15 protein-coding genes are annotated in these 19404 nt (G+C 42.1%); 9 read left to right on the top strand and 6 right to left on the bottom strand.

Features of this window, described 5'->3' with window-relative positions:
• Positions 1 to 37: 37 nt before the first annotated feature.
• Together hemF and ACN222_RS03210 are read left to right on the top strand one after the other, a co-directional pair.
• Positions 38 to 1081, top strand: coding sequence for an oxygen-dependent coproporphyrinogen oxidase (gene hemF, locus ACN222_RS03215; protein ID WP_044520692.1), 1044 nt, complete (start codon positions 38 to 40; stop codon positions 1079 to 1081).
• 414 nt (positions 1082 to 1495) lie between these two features.
• Complete coding sequence (locus ACN222_RS03210; protein ID WP_010994824.1) at positions 1496 to 1864, top strand: STAS domain-containing protein; 369 nt, start codon at positions 1496 to 1498, stop codon at positions 1862 to 1864.
• A gap of 184 nt (positions 1865 to 2048) precedes the next feature.
• Here ACN222_RS03210 and ACN222_RS03205 read toward each other — a convergent pair whose 3' ends face one another.
• A complete protein-coding gene (locus ACN222_RS03205; RefSeq protein ID WP_010994823.1) occupies positions 2049 to 2645 on the bottom strand; it encodes a chromophore lyase CpcT/CpeT in 597 nt (198 codons plus the stop codon).
• A 537-nt stretch (positions 2646 to 3182) separates the two neighbouring features.
• On the opposite strand from ACN222_RS03205, the gene psb29 reads away from it, so the two are divergent.
• The gene (gene psb29 / locus ACN222_RS03200; RefSeq protein ID WP_010994822.1) at positions 3183 to 3884 is read left to right on the top strand and encodes a photosystem II biogenesis protein Psp29; all 702 of its coding nucleotides are present in this window, start codon (positions 3183 to 3185) and stop codon (positions 3882 to 3884) included.
• A gap of 77 nt (positions 3885 to 3961) precedes the next feature.
• Here the strand turns inward: psb29 and ACN222_RS03195 are convergent, their stop codons facing one another.
• From ACN222_RS03195 to ACN222_RS03180, 4 genes are all read right to left on the bottom strand, one after another.
• Positions 3962 to 4327, bottom strand: coding sequence for a phage holin family protein (locus tag ACN222_RS03195; protein WP_011321243.1), 366 nt, complete (start codon positions 4325 to 4327; stop codon positions 3962 to 3964).
• A 322-nt stretch (positions 4328 to 4649) separates the two neighbouring features.
• Positions 4650 to 5303: an ExbD/TolR family protein gene (locus ACN222_RS03190; protein WP_010994820.1), complete on the bottom strand. Its 654-nt coding sequence runs from the start codon at positions 5301 to 5303 to the stop codon at positions 4650 to 4652.
• A gap of 166 nt (positions 5304 to 5469) precedes the next feature.
• The gene (locus ACN222_RS03185) at positions 5470 to 6189 is read right to left on the bottom strand and encodes a MotA/TolQ/ExbB proton channel family protein (RefSeq protein WP_010994819.1); all 720 of its coding nucleotides are present in this window, start codon (positions 6187 to 6189) and stop codon (positions 5470 to 5472) included.
• A 223-nt stretch (positions 6190 to 6412) separates the two neighbouring features.
• Positions 6413 to 8614, bottom strand: a complete 2202-nt coding sequence (locus ACN222_RS03180; protein ID WP_044520690.1) for a sensor histidine kinase — start codon at positions 8612 to 8614, stop codon at positions 6413 to 6415.
• Positions 8615 to 8900: 286 nt separating this feature from the next.
• Between ACN222_RS03180 and ACN222_RS03175 the strand changes: the two genes are divergently transcribed.
• From ACN222_RS03175 to ACN222_RS03155, 5 genes are all read left to right on the top strand, one after another.
• Positions 8901 to 9200 (top strand): YkvA family protein, encoded by a 300-nt coding sequence (locus ACN222_RS03175; RefSeq protein ID WP_010994817.1) that lies wholly within the window; start codon positions 8901 to 8903, stop codon positions 9198 to 9200.
• A 142-nt stretch (positions 9201 to 9342) separates the two neighbouring features.
• Positions 9343 to 11067 (top strand): ABC transporter ATP-binding protein, encoded by a 1725-nt coding sequence (locus ACN222_RS03170; protein WP_044520689.1) that lies wholly within the window; start codon positions 9343 to 9345, stop codon positions 11065 to 11067.
• Between the two features lie 290 nt (positions 11068 to 11357).
• Positions 11358 to 11579, top strand: a complete 222-nt coding sequence (locus tag ACN222_RS03165; RefSeq protein ID WP_010994815.1) for a DUF4327 family protein — start codon at positions 11358 to 11360, stop codon at positions 11577 to 11579.
• A 718-nt stretch (positions 11580 to 12297) separates the two neighbouring features.
• Positions 12298 to 14760, top strand: coding sequence for a hybrid sensor histidine kinase/response regulator (locus ACN222_RS03160; protein ID WP_010994814.1), 2463 nt, complete (start codon positions 12298 to 12300; stop codon positions 14758 to 14760).
• A 191-nt stretch (positions 14761 to 14951) separates the two neighbouring features.
• A complete protein-coding gene (locus ACN222_RS03155) occupies positions 14952 to 16232 on the top strand; it encodes a sensor histidine kinase (RefSeq protein ID WP_044520686.1) in 1281 nt (426 codons plus the stop codon).
• Positions 16233 to 16290: 58 nt separating this feature from the next.
• Here the strand turns inward: ACN222_RS03155 and ACN222_RS03150 are convergent, their stop codons facing one another.
• Positions 16291 to 16545: a hypothetical protein gene (locus tag ACN222_RS03150; protein WP_010994812.1), complete on the bottom strand. Its 255-nt coding sequence runs from the start codon at positions 16543 to 16545 to the stop codon at positions 16291 to 16293.
• A 336-nt stretch (positions 16546 to 16881) separates the two neighbouring features.
• On the opposite strand from ACN222_RS03150, the gene ppsA reads away from it, so the two are divergent.
• A complete protein-coding gene (gene ppsA / locus ACN222_RS03145; protein ID WP_010994811.1) occupies positions 16882 to 19347 on the top strand; it encodes a phosphoenolpyruvate synthase in 2466 nt (821 codons plus the stop codon).
• Positions 19348 to 19404: the final 57 nt, after the last annotated feature.

Here is a 19404-nt window from a genome sequence, read left to right as displayed (position 1 = left end):
GCTTTTTTAGAAAATTGTAATTTAGGTTCGGGAATCTATGGTGACCAACTCGCAAACCCCAACGGTAAAGGCAAAACTATCCCCGTCTCTACCAGCAACTGACGCTAAAGCTAGAGTCAGTAATTTTATGAAACAGTTGCAAGATGAAATTACACAAGCCTTAACAAAACTTGATGGTGGGAGTGAGTTTCACGAAGATAGTTGGGAACGTCCTGAAGGGGGTGGCGGGCGATCGCGTGTGCTACGTGATGGTGCAATATTTGAACAAGCTGGGGTAAATTTTTCTGAAGTTTGGGGTTCTCATCTCCCTCCTTCCATTTTAGCCCAGCGTCCAGAAGCGGAAGGACATGGCTTTTATGCCACAGGTACATCCTTGGTGTTACATCCACGCAATCCCTATGTCCCCACAGTTCACCTAAATTACCGTTATTTTGAAGCCGGCCCAGTTTGGTGGTTTGGTGGCGGTGCTGACCTCACACCTTATTACCCCTTTGCAGAAGATGCGGCTCATTTCCATCAGACCCTGAAACTCGCTTGCGATGAACATCACCCAGAGTATTACCCCGTATTTAAACGTTGGTGTGATGAATATTTCTATCTCAAACACCGGGATGAAACCAGGGGTGTAGGTGGTCTATTTTTCGATTATCAAGATGGACAAGGTGTTTTATATCGCGGCCCCAACCCCAAAGGCGAAGCAGCCAATTATAGTAATCAAGTAGGAGAACCCGCATCACGGGATTGGGAAGATTTGTTTAGTTTTATCCAAGGTTCTGGTAAAGCTTTCTTACCCGCCTACGTCCCTATTGTAGAGCGCCGTCATGGGATGGAGTATGGCGATCGCCAACGGAATTTCCAACTTTATCGTCGCGGTCGGTATGTCGAATTTAACTTGGTTTATGACCGAGGCACAATTTTTGGTTTGCAAACCAATGGCCGTACTGAATCTATTTTGATGTCTTTACCACCTTTGGTTCGTTGGGAATACGGTTATCAACCCGAACCCAATTCTCCAGAAGCGGAGTTATATGATACATTCCTCAAGCCCCAAGATTGGAGCAACTGGACAGCAAACCAGTAATTCTGTAAATGTGGGGTTATTGATGTCTCTGCCAGGGTAAGTATTATCCCCTCTTCCGTGAGAAAAAATGGCTTTGCTCAAGGATAACGAACTCATCAATACAGGGTAAGAAAATTTTGTTTTCTCTATTTCAGCACTTGTGACTGGGTACTCACCTCAGTTTTGGTGAGTTAAACTACTAAATGTAAGCACTTAGTAAAAAAAGTGATGAATTTAGCTGGAGCTTGTTAATATTGAGTTTCAGCACTTAAATACAGTCCTGTGATTGGTGGGTTAAATAAATTACTGCTTTTCTAAAATCTTTTTGGTGGAGAATCAGTAAACATTGTTGCCAAAGATTTAGGCTTTGGCTCATCAATTTCAGGACTAACCCAGCTACAGTCAATCTTGAGATCAGTGCCAAGGGGAGGCCTAGTGATTCAAATAGAACAAAATTCATATACAACCCAAGACGGTAATACGGTTATTGTCTTAAAACCAGCAGGTCGCCTAGACATCACCACAGCTTGGCAATTTCGCTTGAAATTACAAGAGTGTATATCTAAACTCAGTCATCACGTAGTGGTGAATCTTGGTCAGGTAAATTTTATAGATAGTTCTGGACTTACGTCTTTAGTCGCTGGAATGCGTGATGCTGATAAGGTCAATGGCAGTTTTCGTATCTGTAATGTTCACCCAGAAGCTAAACTCGTGTTTGAAGTGACAATGATGGATACAGTCTTTGAAATCTTTGAGACTGAGGAGGAAGCGTTAGAAGGTGTACCTCGTAGCATGGCTAGCTAGAAAGTTATGAGTGCTGAATGATACGAATTTGTAATTCGTAATTAAGAAAGTCATATTTTAGCTAAGTTTCCCAGCTTGTATCCGTCTCGTTCTTTTTATCAATTGGTATAGAAACAATTGAGGCCACTGTTCAAGCTGAAAACTATTTAACACAAGTCATTTCTCTTAACTCAGCACTCTGTACTCAATACTGTTCTCGCTTAGTGTAGCGATAGGGGCCGACAATTGCTCCCCAAGTTGCCTTGCCTGTCTCTTGGTCAATTCCTTTATCATAGGTGTGCAGTTCTGTCTCTGTGACTGCAAAACCTAAAGAAACTTGTACAGTGTTCTCCAAATAACTGAAAGTACAGCAAGTATTTGGCAGTGGGGACGCAGTAAACTGATAGCTGTTAGGTGCAACTGTTTGCTGGCTAACTGAGAGAACACAGCCAGGAAGTAGTTCTAGTTGCTGGGGGGTTAAAGTCTTGAGTAAGTCTGGGTGACGACCTGCACCAATTAAAGCACTGGGATTTTTAGGCATATAGTACTGTACATATAGCCCAGTTTCCGAGTCAGGAGCAGGCATCAACCGCAGAATACGTTGACGATAAGGACGGTCTAGATTGACAATGTTGGCTTGTTCGGCAAACAGAGTAATGCTATCGTCGGAAAACAAATCAACAGGTCTTTGCCATAGACGTAAGTGAACAAACCAAATCGGCTCGCCTAAGGCTTGTTCTCTGTTGTCAAATTCTCCAGCTAGGTAATTACCTAAGTTAACTAATTGGGGCGAAAAGCTCATAAGTGTGAGGCACAATAGCAAATATGCTCACAGAATATAATAAAGATTACTAGGCCGAAACCCCAACTTAGCAAAGTAGTCTTTAGGGGTAGAAAATAATCATTGCACCTTGGCTGGATAAAGAGTCAACAGAAGATACAGCTAATGGTGGTGACAGAGTTATCGGCAAAGGGAAAATTCAATATTTAAAACCTTACTCAAATCGCCATAGATTCATTAGTATTCAAGCTAATAATGGCGCTGACCTGACATTATTAGCTGATAGTTGTGGCAATAGTGTAGATATCATTATTCAGCATTATCTAGACAAGAATAGGGACTCTAAATTAATTGATATTTAGAATCAAATAACTCACAAATTAATCGTAGTACAGCTTAAGCGGTTATATGTAATATGGGGAAATGATAAAATAGAGAATCACTAGACTAGAAGTGTAGTACATTTGTACGTAAGCAGGCGTTTTTAAGCAGTAAAAACCAAGTTTTACTATATAGTTACTAGAAATACTAGAGTCAAAGTCTACAATCCTTGTAAATATGGAATTATTGCGTACTGTCTCTGATACAAAGCGAACTTTCTACGCCCTCCACACCCGACCGATTAACACAATTTATCGTCGGGTAGTAGAAGAGTTGATGGTGGAAATGCACCTGCTGTCCGTAAATGTCGATTTTAGCTACAATCCCATTTATGCTTTGGGTGTTGTCACTACCTTTGACCGCTTCATGGAAGGCTATCAACCAGAACGGGATAAGGAATCTATTTTTAGTGCTATATGTCAGGCTGTAGAGCAAGAACCGCAGCGCTATAGGCAGGATGCTGAACGGTTACAAGCTGTAGCTCAAAGCTTACCTGTAAATGATTTAGTAGCGTGGCTTAGTCAAGCTAATCATTTACAGCAGGATGCTGACTTACAAGCGCAACTACAAGCGATCGCTAATAATTCTAACTTTAAATACAGTCGTTTATTTGCGATCGGTTTATTTACATTGCTCGAACAGTCCAACCCAGATTTAGTCAAGGACGAAAAGCAACGCACTGAGGCACTAAAAAGCATTGCCGCAGGCTTACATCTTTCTGACGATAAATTCAGCAAGGATTTAGAGTTATATCGCTCTAATCTGGACAAGATGACGCAAGCTCTAGCGGTAATGGCTGATATGTTGACAGCAGACCGCAAAAAACGCGAACAGCGTCAGCAACAAGCTAGTACCCCAGTGGCTCCACCAAATGAGTAGTCATTAGTCAGTTGTTAGTAGCTAGTGGTCAGTTGTCAGTAGTAAGAACTAGCAACTGACAACTGACGAATTTATTCTTATAATCCCAACAATTTGTAGATTAAGCTGTTAATAATAGTCAGGGCAAACGCGCCTAGCACAGCACTCCAGATTCCGAAGCGCAAACGGAAACCCTCGACTAACCAAGCTGCAATACTAAAACAAACCACGGCAATCATAAAGGTGAAAAAACCCGATAACAAGTTAAATGTGAGGATATCGGGAACTACAAATATTAGCCGTAAAATGGGTCTGATGATTGCCGTCACAATACCCAGAATAGCAGCAGAAATAAATGCTTTTTGTGGAGAGTCAACTTCAACACCTAAAGGTAACTTACTGATAATCAATAAGCTGACAGATGTAACTACCCAAACAATTAGCAGCGTCACAATTTCGTTCATTGCCTCAACCCCTGAAACGTATATGGTGCTTGGCGATAAATAACCCAGTCTATCGATGGAAAAATACAGCAGAAGCCAGAAGTCAGAGGTCAGAAGTGAAAGACTCTAAACATCTAAGGCGTGTTATGGATTCCATAACTTCCCTGAATTGCAAACTGCTGTATTTGAATTTGAAGCTTAACCAATTATTTGTAAGTTACCAGAAATATTTTCTCCAAAGAAAAAATATTCTACATATCTTTAGGTTTCAGGGGAGATGAGGGAGTAGGGGGAAAAGAGAATGTTGACTGTATTCCCCATTACCAATTACCAATTACCCACCTCATTGTTGCGGTGCAGGATTAGTGCCTGGTGCTACGGGAACCTGAGGAACGACTGGAGAAAAGTCAGGATTTAGAGGAATAGTACCTTGTCCGCTTGGAGGTTGATTAGGGTCTGTAGGTAATTGGGGGGTAAGTTCACTGGGTGGGGGATTAATTCCTGGGATTGGTGCGGTGTTGGGTATGGGTGCTACACCGGGATTAATGGGGAAATTGGAAAAATTGGGTTGGGTTTGGGCAGAAGTAGGAATAATTCCTAAGGATACGCGATCGCCTCCCACTTGCCGCAACAAATCTAAAACCTCCACGACATCGTTATAGGTAGCTGTGCGTGAAGCGTTGAGGACTAAAACACCACTAGGGTTTGCTTGTACGTATTGTCTTAATCTTTGTGCTAACTCGTCTCTTCTTACCAGTTCTTTTTCTATATAAGTATTACCAACAGCATCTACACTAACAATTTGGCTACCTCCTGTGGAATTTATGCCGGCGGCTGTACTTGTACTGGCTTTTGGCAAGTCAACATTGATAGCTTGCTGTCGAGTAAATTGCAAAGCTGCCAATAAAAAGAAGGTCAGAATACAAAAAACAACGTCAATTAAGGGAATAATTTGGATTTGTACGTCTTCAACTGGGGTATGTAAATTAACTTTCATCGTTTCATGCTTATGCCTAATATTGGGTTTGCTTTTTTGTCTCTTAGGAAGGGGTGTAAGGGTATAAGGGTGTAAGGGAACTAATAATTAAATGACGAATTTTGAATTGATACATACCCCTATCCCCATCCTTACAAAATGAAGAGTTTTGTGGCGCAAGTCCTGACTAAGGTAGATTTGGTGGTTCAGGTGGTTGCGGAAACTTACCCCTACCAGTTTTGCTCGGTAAAGCATCACGGACAATTGCTGGTGTGGGGTTGCTCAAATCAGGCGGAGACTGGCGATATAACAATTCCATTTCATTCCCCGCTTTACGGAAAACTTTGAGTTGATTGACTACAAAACTTTGAAATAATCGGTAAAATACCAAACTAACAATGGCAACTATTAGCCCGGCTGCCGTACTAATTAAGGATTCACCAATACCCGTCGTTACTCCAGCCGCCGATTCAGTTCCCAAATCACCAATGCGAATTGAGCGTAAAGACTGGATTAAACCTAAAACTGTACCCAACAATCCTAGTAAGGGAGCGAGGGCAATGACAGCTTCTAATAACTTTTCGCCCCGACGCATTCCGGCTAGTTCGTCCTCTGCTGTGGACTCCAGTGCTAATCGAAAGGTTTCCGCGTCAGTTTTTTGTAAATGTAAGGGAGCATAGAGAAATCGACCAATTGGTTGGTCTGTAGCCTGTCTAGCAATATCCCCCGCTATTTCCCAGTTATCATGAGCTGCATCTAGAACTCGGTCAACGATCGCTTTTTCTTGTGAGAAAAGTCGCAGCCAGAACCAAAGGCGCTCAAAAATCACACTCAAGGATAAAATCGACAGAGCCAGCAAAGGCCACATTGCCGGCCCACCCTTGTAAAACAAATCTATAATATCCACTATTTGAGTTTCCTCCCTCCGTCACTCAAGCAACTATCCCAAAGCATTTTAATTTTAAAGATTAATGGACAACTCAGGACTGACAAAAATAAATTTCCAGACTAATTAGAGATAATCTGGAATGTAAAGTTAGGGTTCTTGAATTGAACACTCGAATTTTACAACTTGAGAATTAGCTTAACGCGGGAGTATGACGAAAAAACTTTCTGCTTGGGAAACCTACCTAAACTAATAGAGAATTTTTTTGTCGAATAGGTACTTGAATTCTAAATTCAGATCCCTGGCCAACAGTTGAGAAGCATTCTAATTTGCCACTATGCTTTTCTGTAATGATTTGATAGCTGATGGCCATACCCATACCTGTGCCTTTGCCTACGGGTTTGGTGGTAAAGAAGGGGTCAAAGATGCGGTTTTTCAATTGTTCTGGTATTCCTGGGCCATTATCAGCGATCGCAATTTCCATCCATTGAGCATCGTTAACCGAAGTACGGATAGTAATTTGACTAGGATTTGCCTTGATTTCCTCATAAGTACGCTTGATGTTGAGTTCATCTAAGGCATCAATAGCGTTGACTAGAATATTCATCAAAACTTGATTTAGTTGTCCAGCATAGCACTCTATAAGTGGTAGGTTGCCATAGTCGCGGATGACTTCAATAGCTGGTTTGTCGGGCTGATCTTTGAGGCGATGTTGCAAAATTAACAGCGTACTTTCGATTCCTTCATGAATGTCCACTGCTTTAAATTCCGCTTCGTCTATCCGGGAAAAGTTCCGCAGCGATAACACAATGCTGCGAATACGTTCAGTCCCCATGTTCATCGAGGATAACATCTTCTGCAAATCTTCGACCAAAAAGTCTAAATCAATTTCTGTTGCTAGGGCTTGCACCTCAGGGTCATCGCTGGGATGACGTTCTTGGTAGAGATGAATCATTCTCAGCAAATCTTGAGTATATGCGTTGAGATGGGTAATATTGCCGTAAATGAAATTTACAGGATTATTTATTTCATGGGCAACACCTGCAACTAGTTGACCCAAACTCGACATTTTTTCACCTTGAATGACCTGGGCTTGGGTACGTTGCAACTCAGTTAAAGCGGTTTTGAGGTCAGCAGTACGTTGTTCTACCCGGTCTTCCAATTCTGCTTTACTAGTTTCTAAAGCGGTAAAAAATTCACTTAATTTTCCCGCCATATAATTAAACGATTGAGTCAGGATGTTGAGTTCCTGAATATGACTAAAATTTATTTTTTGGTCTAGTTTACCTGAAGCGATCGCCTGACTGGCTAAATTCATTCGCAAAATCGGGCGAGTAATCCAGACTGATGTGAAATAACCGATTAAAACTGCTATTGCTAATGCTCCTAAACACAGAGCTATAGTAATTTGGGTGTGAGCCTTAATTTTGGACATGAAAACTTTTTCTGGCACACTCACCACTACTAGCCAATCTAGTCCATATTGATCACGCCAAGGGTTGACATAAACATAATTACGTTCTCCTTGCCATTCGAGTTGTAATTTTTTCGCTTCAGTAATCGACTCAAACCCTTGTGAATTTTGCTGAATCTGTTTGGCGATTTCTTGAATTACCGGATCTGGGCTGTGGGTTGCTTTCAGGCGATGAATTTGATGATTAATTACAGAGAAAGGTGTCTGAGTACTGGAGTTAGCAATTAACATTCCGTTGCGTTCTACAATAAAGACCTGTCCCGAACGACTAACTTCCAATCGTCGTAAAAATTGGCTGAGTTTTAAAAGATGAATATCTGCACCCACCATCCCTAGCAATCGCTTTTGAGCATCATAGATAGGACGACCAGTAGCAGCTGTGATATATAAATCATTATCCTTATTCCAACTGTAGATGCGCGACCAGATGGGTTTGCCTGCTTTGATTGGTTCTGTATACCAACTTTGATTAAAGTTATTGTAATTAAATGTATTCTTTACACGGATACGATTACCTTGGTTATCAGTGGCGTAATTTTTGCCGTTGTTTGGTAACTTAGCTCCCCAATCTTCAATTGTTACCGTTTTCCCATCGTAGCGAGCCGCGCCCGCGCCTTCGCCTGTTGTCAGCCCAATGCCGATGTAACTAACGTCATAAGCCTGCATGAGGTGCCAAAAATACTTGCTGATGGCTTGGCGATCGCGCACATCCAATAATCCCATCTCAATTGCACCAGCATTAATTTGGTTCACCCTGTGAGGAATAGATAGATAAGCATCCAGATGTTGCTCTACTTTATTGTTAGTTTGATCCATTAATCGCTCTGCCAACTCTTGCACTGTTTTCTGTCCATTTTTAAAGGACAAGTAGCCAACCAAACCCACAGCCCCAAAAATTTGCAGAACAAATGGAACAATTAAAACCATCTGTAATGGGAAAGCTTGCACTTTGCTAAAGTTACGCCTTTTCATATTCATTTTTATCCTGCATCAATGTCTGCCTTTGTAAGTACAGGTAATTAACAACCATGAGCAAAGCTTGGTCTTACATGGCTAGTATTCCCACGTCAGAAATCACATCAACATTGATGCTTCATCACGAGAGAGTTTCGGAATTTTTGCGGTAGGTATTTTGACTTTTGACCTCAGCTTGATCTTATTTCGGAGTAGAGTCTTCCTGACTAACGAGGGCGGTTATTTCTACCGGAATTTCTTGGGTCAATTTGCCAAAATTAAAAGTAAATAGAGGGTTAAAATAATGAATTTCTCAATCCAATCACTGTATAATTGGTATCGTGGGTTACTACAAAATCCTAAATACCGTTGGTGGGTAATTCTAGGAACAATTGTTTATATCGTCAGCCCAATTGATATTGCTCCAGATTTCCTTCCCGTGGTGGGACAGATTGATGATTTTTTAGTTTTGTCAATCTTAGTTACTGAGGTATCCGGGCTGGTGCTTGAAGGTTGGAAAGCGCGGAAGGGTGATTCTAACGCCGCAACAGATTCTCCCGCTACAGAAGAAACTGTTGATGTCGATGCTGTCTCTGTCAAGTAGTTTTGTTAGTGGTCAGTTGTCAGTGGTTAGCAGTCAGATAAATCCCAGCCTAAACATAGGGAATCAGGATTTTTCATAAACTGAAACTACACAAAAGCTGGTAGCGTCAAACAAAGAACAATATTTTTGTGGATGTGAGAGCTTGAAAACCCGTTCTAATTACTGGCAACTGCTGCCCTATATTAGACCCCAGTGGCAGAATATCACGAAAGGACTTGTCGGCATTGTGGGATACGTGCTGGCTACCTTAACCTTAATTAATTTTGCAGGCAAGTTAGCTAATCCTTTTGGACAAGGTAATGTAGTGGCGATCGCTCAATTAGCCGCTATCTTGGGCTTGGTGTTTCTTGTCCGGGGCTTTTTTCAGTCTGTGCAAGATATCTATATGTCTAAGGCTGCTTTGCGGATAGCTTTTTATCTCCGCAAGCAGGTATATGGGCATTTGCAAAAGCTAGATTTAAGCTATTTTGAAACAGCCAAAGCAGGTGATTTATCTTACCGCCTCACAGAAGATATTGACCGCATTGGTGAAGTTGTCAATAAACTGTTTCACGACTTTATTCCCTGCGTGTTGCAGTTAATAGCCATTCCCATCTACATGATTTACCTGAATTGGCAACTCACCTTAGCAACGGTGATTGTTGCCCCATTCATGGGAATTTTAATTGGTTGGTTTGGGGAACGTTTGCGTAAATACTCCCTGAGGAGCCAAAATCGTGTGTCTGATTTGTCGGCAATCCTCACAGAAGTTTTCAGTGGGATTCGGCTGATTAGGGCATTTGCCGCAGAGAATTACGAGGTGACTAGATTTAGCCGAGAAGCTGAACGCAGTTTTCAAGCCAAATACTCTGCCGAACGCTTGAAGGCCGTGCAAATTCCCATTGTGGGATTTTTGGAAGCTTTGAGTGCCTTATCCTTGCTTTTGGTGGGCGCGTGGCAAATTCAGCAAAATAATTTAACGGTGGGAGAATTTTTCAGTTATCTAGCCGCCGCCGGGTTGTTAATTGATCCCATCGGTCATGTGACGAATAATTACAACGAATTTAAGCAAGGGGAAGCCTCTGTTGACCGGATTTTTGAATTAATGGCGATACAGCCGACAGTTTTAGAAAAGCCTAATGCTGTTACCTTACCTCCAGTTAAGGGGAAAGTAGAATACAGTGGTGTCACCTTTGCCTATAAACCAGGGGAAACTGTCTTAAAAGATATTAATTTGTTAGCTATGCCAGGGGAAGCGATCGCCTTTGTAGGTGCTTCTGGGGCTGGTAAAACTACCTTTGTTAATCTCCTCCCCCGTTTTTATGACCCTTCAGCCGGACAAATCTTGATTGACGGCGTAGATATTCGGGATGTCAGACTACAGAGTTTGCGGCGACAAATTGGCATTGTTCCCCAAGAAACTATTATGTTTTCTGGGACAGTTGCTCAAAATATCGCCTTTGGACAGGACATATTTGATTTAGAAGCAGTCGCCGCCGCCGCCAAAATTGCTAACGCCCATCAATTTATTAGCCAACTGCCAGAAGGTTACAATACTTGGGTGGGCGAACGGGGTGTAAATTTATCTGGTGGACAACGCCAAAGAATAGCTATTGCCCGTGCTGTGCTGCTGAACCCACAAATTTTGATTTTAGATGAGGCGACATCAGCCTTAGATTCTGAGTCGGAGGCGTTAGTACAGGAAGCCTTGGAAAGATTAATGCAGAATCGTACAGTATTTATTATTGCTCACCGCTTAAGTACAGTGAGAAGATGCGATCGCATTTTAGTTTTAGAGCGAGGACAAATTGTCGAATCAGGCACTCACGAGGAACTGTTAGCCCTGGAAAATCGTTATGCCAGGTTTTACACTCAACAATTTTCCTAAGAGACATTATTTCCGGGATGGGTTGCACTATCGCCCTACCCATCTCACTATAAATGTTGGGTTCCGTTCCTTTACTCAACCTATATTTAAGCTTTATCTTAAGCTATAATTCTTGAGGATATCTTTTTTAAAAGCTTCTATCTTAGGGAATAAAAATCAATAAAGTCCATGTATTTTAATATTATAAATATTCAAAATTTCCTCACATTTTTTTGATAAATTTAAATTGGAGTCGAAGGTATTTATTACTGTGACTCTCTATTCCTTGATTAAGAACAAAGGAAAAAGCTATGGATACTGCTGTCAAATATGATATTGAGGTGATCAAAGATGAAACTCGTCTCCTCATTGCCAAGGGTCTGGTGAATCGTCAACAGCCAATTTATACTTTGTGTAAATATATTCCAGACCGCGACTGGCCATTTTTTGAACTAGAGTTGGAAAAAAATGAATTTTTGCTCAGAGATAGAATTATTGACTTGTTGAGCCAAGAAGAATGGGAAGAAGACTAAAGCGATAATATTCCGCTTTGATTTTTGTTAGCGCAGTGTAACATAGCCATTACTTCCTTTCACAGGCTTTCTAAGTTAACAACATCTCTGATCAATACTGAACTCAAAATTACCGATATTTATGAAAAACCCTCGTAGGGATCGAGGGTTTGAAAATATAGATAGGACTTACGCATGGAAACGAAAGATCAAGGGTTTAGACAAGGGTGTATTAGAGGGTGTTTTAAAAGTAGTTAGCTGTGATTTTAAGCACTTATTAGTACCCATCAAGCCCCCTAAACCCCTTCGGGGATGCGCCTTCGGCGTAGAAAAAAGTGGGAAAATGAATTTAAGTCCCCCTGCAAAAAGAGGATTTAAAAGTATTTGATATATTGCCGGGGACTTTTCAAACATTCTCTTAAACAAGTTTCTTTAAATAACGTTTATAATTGCTTTACCTACTCCTGTGACTGTACTTTACAAAACTGAAAAACGCTATATACTACCAAAACATTTTGTCAGAATACGGGTTGAGGATTGGCGATCCCTCGGCAAATTGTTATAGGAAAACATGGAGATAGAATCTAGGTAGACTCTCAGTTAGGAGATTACACAATTTTCACAATTCAACTTCCGATGAGAGAATACAGCTATTTGATAAAAGCCCTCAATGCAACCATTTTGGTAATATTCTTGAGCAGATGGGCATCATAAATTATCAATCTTGAATCTATCATAGATGCCTATGTCCACCCTTTCGTTCTGGCAATTTTTCCCATCAGCTAAAAAACCTGTCTGCGATTCGCCCTCATCTCTCCAGACGAACCCTGTTAGACATTCGCGCAGCCTATTAGCTAAGGTAATTGTCGGTGGTACTACTTTATTTGTAGTTGTAGGTGCTTATTTCAGCTATCAGACCGTGCGAAGTATCATGCTAACCAATCTCAAGGGGCAAGTTCTATCAGAAGTGGAACAGAGCCGAGATGAGATTGATCACTGGTTAGCAATGCTCAAAGTCAGAGTTGAAATGTTGGCAAATACAGATTTAGTGCGCTCAGTAGATTGGGCGATCGCCAGTAAATATTTAAAAGCAGAAGACCAGCGAATTGAAGATTTTTCCCTCTTTGGTTTAACCACACCAGAAGGATGGCGCGAGAGTACAGTCCCGAACAGTAAACGGGCAAATGTCACAGATCGACGCTGGTTTCAAAGGTCAATTGCCGGATATGTCCATGTAGGTGATCCGATGATTGCCAGAGCGAATGGCATATCATCAGTACCAATATCGTCTCCTATTCGCAGAGATGGAAATTTATCGAGTTCTCCCATCGGTGTCGTGCATGGAAGTGTTTCTGTTGATCGCATCAAGTATGTCACAGAGACACTAAAATACGGCGAAAATAGCTATGCTTTTACGCTCAACTCTGCCGGACAAGCGATTATACATCCTAACCCCGCCTTCATGACCACAATCGAAAAGCCGGGGATCAAATTGGTTGAGGCCGCAGATTCAGGTTTAGCGGCGATCGCCCAAAAGATGGTAAATCAGCAACAGGGTATTGAATTAGTCACCCTTGACAAAACTAAAAAATATGTGGCGTTTCTCCCTCTCAAAGAAGCTAACTGGTCAGTAGCACTTGTTATTCCCCGTGAAAATATTGAATCTCAACTCAAGCTTCTAGATATAATTGCTCTGGCAATCTTAGCCTTGGCGGGAACACTAATAGGGGTGTTGGTCTATGTCCAATCTGCGGAACAAACCCAACTCAAACAATCAAAAGCCTTAGCGGATGCAGCTAAAGAAAGTGCTGACAGTGCCAACAATGCCAAGAGTGAATTTCTCGCCAACATGAGCCACGAACTCCGCACACCGTTGAATGGGATTCTCGGCTATGCCCAAATTCTGGGACGCTCGAAAGTCTTACCCGACAAAGAACGTCAGGGAGTCAACATCATTCACCAGTGTGGCTCTCATCTGCTCACACTGATCAACGACATACTGGATTTGTCCAAAATTGAAGCTCGTAAACTGGAACTTGCCTCTCAAGCTTTTCACTTGCCGTCTTTCATGCAAGGCGTTGTCGAAATTTGCCATATTCGGGTGCAGCAGAAAGGCATTGAGTTTCATTACGAACCTGATGCCGATTTACCCGCAGGTATCAGTGCCGATGAAAAACGTCTACGCCAAGTATTAATTAACCTACTCGGTAACGCCATTAAGTTTACTGATCGCGGTAGTGTTGCCCTACGTGTTCAAAGAACTGGGCTGGAGGAGTCCGATCCCCGCACCAAACTGCGCTTTAGCATCGTCGATACTGGTGTGGGGATTGCGTCAGCAGATATCAACAAACTCTTCCAAACATTTGAACAAGTGGGGGAGCAGAAGCGGAAAGTAGAAGGAACGGGGCTAGGATTAGCCATTAGCCAACAGCTTGTGCAGTTAATGGGTGGACAGATTCAGGTCAAGAGTCAGCTTGGTGTGGGTAGCGAGTTCTTTTTCGAGATCATCCTGCCCTTAGCAAGTGACTGGAGTCAACAGCAGACCGCATCTGTGGGTAATATTATTGGCTATGAAGGAGTAAAACGCCATATTTTAGTCGTAGACGATCGCTGGGAAAATCGCGCCGTCTTGCTGAATCTGCTAGAGCCGCTAGGGTTCATCATCACCGAAGCCGAAAACGGACAAGCAGGCTTAGACCAACTCCAGCAACATCTTCCTGATTTAGTCATTACTGACTTAGTTATGCCTGTGATGGATGGTTTTGAGATGCTGCGAAAGATTCGGGAACAGGAACAACTGCGATCGCTCAAAATTCTGGTCTCTTCTGCTTCCGTCGCTCAAATTGATCAACAAATGAGTATTGATGCCGGCGGCGATGATTTTCTCGCCAAACCTGTGCAAGTGAATGATTTGTTCACACTTCTCGAAAAACATCTCGAACTCACTTGGAAAACTGAAGACATCACCCATAAATCCGCAGATCAGCAGCAACTAACAGAACTAATTCCACCCCCCTTAGCCGATCTCCAGTCTTGGTTAGAACTCGTGCAAGAGGGGCGATTGAAGAAACTCATAGCCGCCGCAGAACAACTGGCGCAAGAGAGCGATCGCTACCAACCGTTCACTCAGCAGATTATTCAACTTGCTAAACAATTCCAAAGTGAACAACTTGAACAGTTCATTCAGCAGTATCTTTCTTAAGAAATACAGGGAGTGGGTGACGCACTGTCTGTGCTGCTTCTAACCATCTTCTAATACACTTTGATAGCACAGTGCTGTTAGCGGTAGCGGGGCGTTTAGCCCGTATAAACCCAGTAGCTATCAGTCTTTGAGCAATCAACACTGTCATCACCTAAGTGACTACAGTTATATTTATCTCCACAGTGCCAATTATGCTACACACACCACCAATATCTACCATCACAGGTTTAGTTTTAATTGTTGATGATACGCCCACCAATCTAGAGGTAGTTTCAGAGACATTGGGCGATGCAGGCTTTGATGTGGCGATCGCGACTAGTGGCGATCGCGCATTACAACAAGTTGAACGCCGCCTCCCCGACCTGATTTTACTAGATGTGATGATGCCTGGAATCGATGGATTTGAAACTTGCCGACGGCTCAAAGCCAATGACCGCACCTGCCATATTCCCATTATTTTTATGACTGCCCTTTGCGATAGTGAGAGCAAAGTCAAGGCATTGGAACTAGGAGCAGTAGACTATATAGTCAAACCCTTCTATGAAAAAGAGGTTTTGGCACGAGTCAGTACCCATTTACAACTGTCTCAACTTACCCAAAACCTCGCAGCCCAAGTTGCTCAAAAAGCAGCAGAACTAGAAGCATCCCAACTGCAACTAATTCAAAACGAAAAAATGTCTGCCCTCGGTAATCTGGTAGCTGGGGTTGCCCACGAAATCAATAATCCCATTGGCGCAATTGTCGGCAATGTCAATGTGGCACAGGATTATATTAATGACTTGCTCGGCATCATCGATCTCTATGGACGGAAATTCCCTCAACCTGATGCGGAAATTGAAGATCAACTGGAAGCCGTTGATCTAGATTACATCCGAGAAGATTTACCTAAACTAATTCGCGCCATGAAAGATGGCGGCGATCGCATTACATCTATCAGTAAAAGTCTATGTACTTTCTCTCGTGCAGATAGTGACACCAAGCAAATTTTTAATCTGCATGAAGGGATTGATAGTACAATTTTAATTCTCAAACATCGGCTCAAAGCTAACGAACGACGTCCAGCAATTGAAATTATCACCCATTACAGTGATTTACCTGAAATAGAATGTTTTCCTGGTCAGCTAAATCAGGTATTTATGAATATTTTAGCTAATGCTATTGATGCTTTAGATGAATCAAACAATGGCCGTAGTTTTACAGAAATTCAAGCCGACCCCAATAAAATCCTAGTGAAAACATTTGTCGAAAATCATCATGTCAAAATATCAATTGCTGATAATGCTAAGGGGATCGGTCAAGAAGTTAAACAAAAAATATTTGACCGTTTATTTACCACAAAACCCGTGGGGAAAGGCACGGGTTTAGGTTTAGCTATAGCTAGACAAATAGTCGAGCAAACCCACGGTGGCAAGTTGAGTTGTAATTCTATCCTTGGTCAAGGTACTGAGTTTGTCATTGAGTTTTCACTATAAAAATGGTCAAGGACGGAACAAAGGAATTGATTAGCTGTTTTGAACCCAAGCGATCGCCTTAAGCTGGAAAATCCTGTAACTCTAACCATCCATTCATAGTTTGACGTTGACTGATGTAGTCGGCGGTTTTTGTTTGTTCTCTGTTGGGAAAACTGCGAGAAAACCTTTTGACCATGATTTCCCTGAGGGAAGCAGGAGTTGTGAACAAAAATACTGGCATATCTTGCCAACAGTGGCGACAAAACCAGTGTATTTCCGAATCACCACGTATATGGGGCAAAAGTAACCCAGAACAGCAAGGGCAGTTAATCATAATCTCAAATCCTTTTTTAAAAATGTGTTGATTAAATATCAGTGTGGTCAATTTACAACCGTACTGATACCCAAATATTCTGTATCTATCTTAAGAATAGTTATTGGATATGAGGAATTTGTGAAGAAAATTATAACTATAAATATGTTGTAATATTTCTACATAAAGTTGCAGTAATTACTATTAGGCAAATAAGGTATATATGCAGGTGTTTAGAGCTTAAATCCTCACAACTTCCTCAAAATAACTCCCTATAAACATAAGTGTGAAGCTTAAAGACAGATAACTTGACTACACATCTATTAAGTACCTCTTTGAGTTATAGGAAAATCAATCATGGTAGAAATAATAATAGATCCACACACATCTGATTCAGTCTTTAAAGAACAAGCTCTAGTTTTACCTTTGAACCAAGTGGGAATTGCAGATATCCCTTTAGTAGGAGGAAAGAACGCTTCTTTAGGTGAAATGATTCAACAGTTGCGGCGCAAAGGTGTAAAAGTTCCCACTGGGTTTGCGACAACTGCTCATGCTTATAGATATTTCATTACTTCCGCAGGTTTGGAAGCAAAATTAAGAGAAATTTTTGCTGATTTAGATGTAGAGGATGTGCAGAATTTGCGGCAGCGTGGTAAACAAGCAAGGTTGCTGATGCTGCAAACTCCTTTTCCGCAGGAATTACAAACAGCGATCGCCCAAGCTTATGCCACTCTCTGTCAAGAGTATGGTGATGATACTGATGTTGCTGTCCGTTCTAGCGCCACAGCTGAAGACTTACCGGATGCTAGCTTTGCCGGTCAACAAGAAACCTATTTAAATGTCCACGGTTTGCAAGCTGTTCTGGAATCTTGCCATAAATGTTTTGCCTCAATTTTCACTGACCGCGCCATCTCTTATCGCCAAATCAAAGGCTTTGATCACTTCAACATAGCCTTATCAGTCGGCGTGCAGAAAATGGTACGTTCTGATTTGGCTACTTCTGGTGTCATGTTCTCTATTGATACCGAAACAGGTTTCAAAGATGCAGTTTTGATTACCGCCGCCTATGGTTTAGGGGAAAACGTTGTCCAAGGTGCAGTTAACCCCGATGAATATTTAGTATTTAAACCAACCCTGAAACAGGGTTACCGTTCAATTATTGAAAAACGCCTGGGTACTAAAGAAATTAAGATGATTTATGACTTAGGTGGCTCAAAATTGACTAAAAACATCTCTGTGACACCATCAGAACGCAGCGTCTTCGCCCTCAACGATGAAGATATTCTGCAACTAGCACATTGGGGCTGCATCATTGAAGAACACTATTCCCAAGTGCGTGGTGTTTACACACCAATGGATATTGAATGGGCTAAAGATGGCTTGACTAATGAATTGTTCATCGTCCAAGCACGGCCGGAAACCGTGCAGTCGCAAAAGGTGAACAATGTCTTGCGGAATTACAGGTTATCCCCATCCCTAATCCCTAATCCCCAACCCCTAATTCCTCTTATTACCGGTCGCAGTGTCGGGGAAATGATTGGACAAGGTAAAGCCAGAGTGATTTTGGATGTGCATCAAATTAGCCAGTTTCAAGCGGGGGAAGTGCTGGTAACTAATCGTACTGACCCTGATTGGGAACCAATTATGAAACGTGCTAGCGCCATTGTGACTAACTCTGGTGGTAGAACTTGTCATGCGGCGATTATTGCTAGGGAAATGGGAATACCGGCGATCGTCGGTTGTGGTAATGCGACTACTGTTTTAAAAACTGGGCAAGAAATTACTGTTAGTTGTGCGGAAGGGGAAACAGGGAAAGTCTATTCAGGTTTGTTACCCTACGAAGTCCAAGAAATTCCTTTGGAGAAACTACCTTGCACACACACCCAAATTATGATGAATGTGGGCAATCCCGAAGAAGCTTTTGGCTTAACTAGTATTCCTAATGATGGGGTGGGATTGGCAAGGATGGAATTTATTATTAACAACCACATCAAAGCACACCCCTTAGCATTGATTCACTTTGATGAGTTAGAAGACGAACTAGCTAAATACAAAATTGCTGAGTTAACGGCTCAATACGAGGATAAAACCCTATTCTTTGTGGATAAACTAGCTCAAGGAATTGCCACCATCGCAGCTGCTTTTTATCCCAAACCCGTTATTGTCCGTCTCTCTGACTTCAAAAGCAACGAATACGCCAATCTTTTAGGTGGTAAACAGTTTGAACCCAAAGAAGAAAACCCGATGATTGGCTGGCGTGGTGCTTCTCGCTACTATGACCCCCGCTACCGTGAAGGTTTTGCCCTAGAGTGTCAGGCAATGAAACGAGTACGGGAAGAGATGGGTTTAACCAACGTCATTTTAATGGTTCCCTTCTGCCGCACTCCCAATGAAGGACGGCGCGTGTTGGACGAAATGGCAAAACATGGCTTGGTGCAAGGTGAAAACGGCTTACAAGTTTACGTTATGTGTGAACTACCCAGTAACGTGCAGCTAGCAGACGAATTTAGTCAAGTATTTGATGGTTTCTCCATCGGTTCCAATGACCTCACACAGTTAACACTGGGGTTAGACAGAGATTCGGAGTTAGTTGCCCATTTATTTGATGAACGGGACGAAGCCGTTAAGCGCATGATTGCTAAAGCGATCGCCACAGTTAAACAACATGGACGTAAAATTGGTATCTGTGGTCAAGCGCCAAGCGATTACCCAGACTTTGCCCGCTTCCTCGTCGAACAAGGAATTGATTCCATCAGCCTCAACCCCGATTCAGTCCTCAAGACGCTGCTGGAAATCGCCGCCGCAGAGGGGAAAAAAGTGTAGGGGTGTAGGGGTATAGGGGTGTGAGGGTGTAAATGTTTAAAAACCTGACACTCAGTC

Origin of the sequence: Anabaena sp. FACHB-595 (assembly GCF_048568275.1) — a bacterium.
In the GTDB taxonomy this organism is placed as follows: Bacteria; Cyanobacteriota; Cyanobacteriia; order Cyanobacteriales; family Nostocaceae; genus Trichormus.
The sequence above is the reverse complement of the archived record's forward strand: the minus strand, read 5'-3'. Positions and strand labels throughout refer to the sequence as shown.

Bases quoted from the DNA above. Each gene is read 5' to 3' on its own strand.
- hemF (WP_044520692.1), top strand. From the start codon at position 38: ATGGTGACCAACTCGCAAACCCCAACGGTAAAGGCAAAACTATCCCCG.
- ACN222_RS03205 (WP_010994823.1), bottom strand. From the start codon at position 2,645: ATGAGCTTTTCGCCCCAATTAGTTAACTTAGGTAATTACCTAGCTGGA.
- psb29 (WP_010994822.1), top strand. From the start codon at position 3,183: ATGGAATTATTGCGTACTGTCTCTGATACAAAGCGAACTTTCTACGCC.
- ACN222_RS03195 (WP_011321243.1), bottom strand. From the start codon at position 4,327: ATGAACGAAATTGTGACGCTGCTAATTGTTTGGGTAGTTACATCTGTC.
- ACN222_RS03190 (WP_010994820.1), bottom strand. From the start codon at position 5,303: ATGAAAGTTAATTTACATACCCCAGTTGAAGACGTACAAATCCAAATT.
- ACN222_RS03180 (WP_044520690.1), bottom strand. From the start codon at position 8,614: ATGAAAAGGCGTAACTTTAGCAAAGTGCAAGCTTTCCCATTACAGATG.
- ACN222_RS03175 (WP_010994817.1), top strand. From the start codon at position 8,901: ATGAATTTCTCAATCCAATCACTGTATAATTGGTATCGTGGGTTACTA.
- ACN222_RS03165 (WP_010994815.1), top strand. From the start codon at position 11,358: ATGGATACTGCTGTCAAATATGATATTGAGGTGATCAAAGATGAAACT.
- ACN222_RS03160 (WP_010994814.1), top strand. From the start codon at position 12,298: ATGCCTATGTCCACCCTTTCGTTCTGGCAATTTTTCCCATCAGCTAAA.
- ACN222_RS03155 (WP_044520686.1), top strand. From the start codon at position 14,952: ATGCTACACACACCACCAATATCTACCATCACAGGTTTAGTTTTAATT.
- ACN222_RS03150 (WP_010994812.1), bottom strand. From the start codon at position 16,545: ATGATTAACTGCCCTTGCTGTTCTGGGTTACTTTTGCCCCATATACGT.
- ppsA (WP_010994811.1), top strand. From the start codon at position 16,882: ATGGTAGAAATAATAATAGATCCACACACATCTGATTCAGTCTTTAAA.